Annotated in this window: 3 protein-coding genes and 1 pseudogene; all 4 read left to right on the plus strand. The window is 73.9% G+C overall.

What is annotated here, in order from left to right; genetic code table 11:
* Positions 1–200: 200 nt before the first annotated feature.
* The gene (locus tag GKQ77_RS27655; protein ID WP_033263869.1) at positions 201–497 is read left to right on the plus strand and encodes a DUF3039 domain-containing protein; all 297 of its coding nucleotides are present in this window, start codon (positions 201–203) and stop codon (positions 495–497) included.
* A gap of 160 nt (positions 498–657) precedes the next feature.
* A complete protein-coding gene (locus GKQ77_RS27660) occupies positions 658–2,304 on the plus strand; it encodes a beta-N-acetylhexosaminidase (RefSeq protein ID WP_219691656.1) in 1,647 nt (548 codons plus the stop codon).
* A gap of 327 nt (positions 2,305–2,631) precedes the next feature.
* Positions 2,632–3,537, plus strand: a complete 906-nt coding sequence (locus GKQ77_RS27665) for an FAD binding domain-containing protein (RefSeq protein WP_219691655.1) — start codon at positions 2,632–2,634, stop codon at positions 3,535–3,537.
* Positions 3,534–4,903, plus strand: a pseudogene (locus GKQ77_RS27670) (hypothetical protein); the annotation flags it as partial. The gene GKQ77_RS27665 and the pseudogene GKQ77_RS27670, both read left to right, overlap by 4 nt.

Here is a 4,903-nt window from a genome sequence, read left to right on the forward strand (position 1 = left end):
GGCCCCGTCAGGGGCGCGGGGAACTGCGCGAGCAACCCCCACCAACCCGCGCGATACGAACCGGCCCCGTAAGGGGCGCGAGGAACTGCGCGAGCAAGCCCCACCGGGCCGCGCGGTACGAACCGGCCCCCCCGGAGGGCGAGGGCCCTCGCGGCACGGGCGATGCCGGGACGCGGCCGGCGTGAGTACCCTTGGCCCCTATGAGCACTCTTGAGCCCGAGCCCGAGCGCGGGGCAGGTACGGGGACCCTCGTAGAGCCGACGCCGCAGGTGTCGCACGGTGACGGCGACCACGAGCGCTACGCGCACTACGTCCAGAAGGACAAGATCATGGCGAGCGCGCTCGACGGCACCCCCGTCGTCGCCCTCTGCGGCAAGGTGTGGGTCCCCGGCCGCGACCCGAAGAAGTACCCCGTCTGTCCCATGTGCAAGGAGATCTACGAGTCCATGGGCGCCGGCGGCGACAAGGACAAGGGCGGCAAGGACGGCAAGAAGTAGCACCAAGTAGTCCAAGGAGCCTGAGTAGCCCAAGCAGTCCTTCCGGGGCCGGGGCCGGGGCCGGCGCCGGGGTCGGTTACAGGCCCCTGGCCAGAAGGGGCGTTGCGTGTGCCGCAACGCCCCTTTTGCGTACCGCAATCGCGTGACAGCCTTCTCCGGCATGACCCTTGACCAACTCATCCCGGCGCCCGCACACGCCGAGGCCGTGCCTGGTTCCTCCTTCACCGCCGGACCCGCGACCACCCTGTGGGCCGGACCCGGCACCGAGTCCACCGAACGCTGGCTGCGCGCCACGCTCGGCGCCGCACTCGGCCTGCCGCTGCCGCCCGGCGCCGAGGGCGCGGCGGACTCCGTCGCCCTGCTCATCGACGCCTCCTTGGAGCCGGAGGCGTACCGGCTCGCCATCGACGAGACCGGCGTCGAGATCCGCGGCGGCGCCGCCGCGGGCGTCTTCTGGGGCGCCCAGACGCTCCGTCAGCTCTTCGGCCCCGACGCCTTCCGGCGCGCGCCACTGCGGCCGGGCGCGCGGCACTCGCTGCCCGGCGGCGCCATCGAGGACGCCCCCCGCTTCGGCTGGCGCGGCATGATGCTCGACGTCTCCCGGCACTTCATGCCGAAGGAAGGCGTCCTGCGCTACCTCGACCTGCTCGCCGCCCACAAGCTCAACGTCTTCCACTTCCACCTCACCGACGACCAGGGCTGGCGCGTGGAGATCAAGCGCCACCCGAAGCTCACGGAGGCCGGCTCCTGGCGGGCCCGCTCCAAGTGGGGCCACCGCAGGTCGCCGCTGTGGGAGGAGCGCCCGCACGGCGGCTTCTACACCCAGGACGACATCCGCGAGATCGTCGCCTACGCGGAGTCCCTGCACATCACCGTCGTCCCCGAGATCGACATCCCGGGCCACTCGCAGGCCGCGATCAGCGCCTATCCGCACCTCGGCAACACGGACGTCGTCGACACCGGGGCGCTGACCGTCTGGGACACCTGGGGCGTCAGCAAGAACGTGCTGGCCCCCACCGAGGACGTACTCCGTTTCTACGAAGGTGTATTCGAGGAAGTCCTCGACCTCTTCCCGTCCACCTTCGTCCACGTCGGCGGCGACGAGTGCCCCAAGGACCAGTGGAAGGCCTCGGCCGCCGCGCAGGCCCGGATCAAGGAGCTGGGCGTCGACGGCGAGGACGGGCTCCAGAGCTGGTTCATCCGCCACTTCGACCAGTGGCTCGCGGCCCGCGGGCGGCGGCTCATCGGCTGGGACGAGATCCTGGAGGGCGGCCTCGCCGAGGGGGCCACCGTCTCCTCCTGGCGCGGCTACCGGGGCGGTATCGCCGCCGCCAAGTCCGGCCACGACGTCATCATGTGCCCGGAGCAGCACGTCTACTTGGACCACCGGCAGGACGGCGGCCCCGACGAACCGATGCCCATCGGCTTCGTCCGCACCCTTGAGGACGTCTACCGCTTCGAGCCCGTCCCCGCCGAACTCACCGAGGAGGAGGCCGCGCGCGTCCTCGGCACCCAGGCCAACGTCTGGACCGAGGTGATGGAGCACCAGCAACGCGTGGACTACCAGGTGTTCCCGCGCCTCGCCGCCTTCTGCGAGGTCGCCTGGCGGCGCCTTCCCGCCCCCGCAGCGCGTGACTTCGCCGACTTCGAACGGCGTATGACCGCCCATTACGCGCGACTTGACGCGCTCGGCGTCGACTACCGCCCACCGAACGGCCCGCTGCCGCACCAGCGGCGGCCCGCCCCCGAAGGGCTGACCAACAGTGACCTAGGCCGCCCGATCGAGGGGCCGCCCCCGAACGTGTGAGGTCCCGTCCGAGTGCCTGGACCCGGCGACCCGCGCCCTCCCGCGCGGGCCGCCAAAAGCCCTGCGAACGGGCCGCCGCAAGCCGTACGAACGGGCTGCCGGAAGCCGTGCGAAAACGGCATATCCCCCTGGTCTGGGGACGAATGCCTCCTAGCGGACCCCCGCGTCGGGGCCCGGCGAAGATGTGCCAGAGTTGCCACGTCCGGGTTGGGAGCACGTACCGTACGGCGGAACAGGCGTAACGGCGACACGTCGCGAACGGCGAGCGCTTCACGTACGCGACGTAGGTGAAGTACGCGGCCGGGCATCGGGAAGGGGCAGCCGGTTTTGACCACGCACGCACCGCGGGCGGCGCAGACACCGCAGTCGGTGAAGCTGCCTGCCACGCTCGACGAGGCCGTGGCGGCGCTCGCCGCCATGCCCGCCGCCGTGCCCGTCGCCGGCGGCACGGACCTGATGGCCTCGGTCAACTCGGGACAATTGCGCCCCGCCGCCCTCGTCGGCCTCGGCCGCATCAGTGAGATCCGCGGCTGGCAGTACCAGGACGGGCACGGCCTGCTCGGCGCCGGTCTCACCCACGCCCGCATGGGCCGCCCCGACTTCGCCGCGCTCTTCCCCGCCCTGGCCGCCGCCGCGCGCGCCGCGGGACCGCCCCAGATCCGCAACGCGGGCACCCTCGGCGGCAACATCGCGTCGGCCGCGCCGACCGGCGACGCGCTGCCCGTCCTCGCGGCCCTCGAAGCCGTGCTGATCATCGCGGGGCCCGGTGGCGCCCGCCGCGAGGTCCCCGTCGCCCATCTGCTCGCGGGCATGGAGATGCTGCGCCCCGGCGAGCTGATCGGCTTTGTGCGCGTGCCGTTGCTGCACGCCCCCCAGGTCTTCCTCAAGGCGACGGGACGCACCGGCCCCGGCCGCGCGATCGCCTCCGTCGCGCTGGTCCTCGACCCCGCGCGGCGCGCCGTGCGGTGCGCGGTCGGCGCCATCGCGCCGATGCCGCTGCGGCCCCTGGAGGCCGAGCAGTGGGTCGCCTCGCTGATCGACTGGGACGGCGAGCGCGGCAGCCTCGTCCCGGAGGCGGTCACCGCCTTCGGTGAGTACGTCGCCGCCGCCTGCGTCCCCGACCAGCCCCCGGCGGCCGACGGCACCGAACAGCCGCTGCCGCCCGGCGTACTGCACCTGCGGCGCACCGTCGCCGCGCTGGCCCGACGAGCACTGGGGAGGGCGCTGTCGTGAGCGACGAACAGAACACCCGCAACGGCGGCGGCTGGCAGCCGCATCCGCAGGGCGAGTACGACTCGGACGCCACGGCGTTCGTGCAGCTCCCCGAGGGCATGCTGGACGCCCCGCTCGCCGCGCCCGGACACGGCTATGTGCCGCCGCAGATAACGGTCAACCCGACCACGCCCGACGCCACCGACCCGGCCGCCACGGGCGCCTGGGTCATGCCGCCCGAGGTGACGGGTGCGACCGGCGGCGGGCAGACGGTGCGGTGGCCCGACGCGGGCACGGCGCAGGACCAGCAGCCGCAGTCCCAGCCCCGGCCCGGCCAGGCGGCGGACGACCCCGGCTACGACCCCCGGGCGACCGGACAGTGGAGCTTCGCCGAGGGCGACGCGGCGGGGCACCAGGCGTATGGCCACCAGGAGCACCAGGAGCACCAGGGCCACCAGGAGCACCAGGGCCACCAGGGCCAGCAGGAGCACCAGCAGGGGTACGAGCAGCAGGCGTACGAGAGCCAGGGCTACGAGCAGCAGCGGTACGGCCAGGGCTATGAGCAGCAGGGCTATGAGCAGCAGTACGGGCAGGGGGGCGCCGCTCCCTCGTCCGACATCACGGGGCAGTGGTCGATCCCGGTCGCCAATGGTGATCTCCCGGACGAATCGGGCGAGTTCACGGCCTCCGTGCTGACCGGGGACGACGGCTATCCCGTCCGTACGCAGCTGAACTCCTGGCCCGGGGGCGGTATGCCGCCCGCGACCCTGCCGGGCGGCGCCCCCGCGCCGTGGGCGACGGGCGCCGGGGCGGGTGCGCCGTGGGGCGCGCAGCCCCAGGAGGCGCTGGAGCAGGCCGCGCCCGAGGAGACGCCGGGCGCGCTGGAAGCGCTGGAAGCGCCGGGCGAGCCGCAGGAGAGCGGCTTCGAGCGGACGACGCTGCTGCGGGCGGTCAGTGTGCCGCCCGCCGGGCAGTCGGGCATCGAGGCGGCGAGAGCCGCGCAGGCGGCGCAGGCCGCGGTGGCCGTCGAAGAGGTCCAGGGCGCCGCCGAGGTCGCGCAGGAGGCCATGGTGACCGCGGAGGCCGATGCCCTCGCGGAGCCGGTGGCGGCAGCGGAGCAGGTGGACCCGGCGGACGCGGTGGACCTGGCGCACGCCAACGCCAACGCCAACGCCAACGCGGACGCGCTCGCCGTCGAGGTCGCCGAACGGGCGCCCGCGCATGAGGCCGCCGCTCCCGTGGACGGGGCCGGCACGGCCGACGTGCCCGCCGGACACGCCGAGCACAGCGAGCCCGCTGCCCCCGCCGAAGCCCTCGCCGAGCCCGGTGACGTACCGGCGGAAGCGGACGCGGCAGAGCACACGGACGTCGCCGACGAGCCCGGCAC

The sequence above is a fragment of the Streptomyces anatolicus genome (assembly GCF_019400875.1).
Lineage (GTDB): Bacteria > Actinomycetota > Actinomycetes > Streptomycetales > Streptomycetaceae > Streptomyces > Streptomyces anatolicus.

Excerpts from the sequence above, each read along its gene's own strand:
- GKQ77_RS27655 (WP_033263869.1), top strand. The coding sequence starts at position 201 with ATGAGCACTCTTGAGCCCGAGCCCGAGCGCGGGGCAGGTACGGGGACC.
- GKQ77_RS27660 (WP_219691656.1), top strand. The coding sequence starts at position 658 with ATGACCCTTGACCAACTCATCCCGGCGCCCGCACACGCCGAGGCCGTG.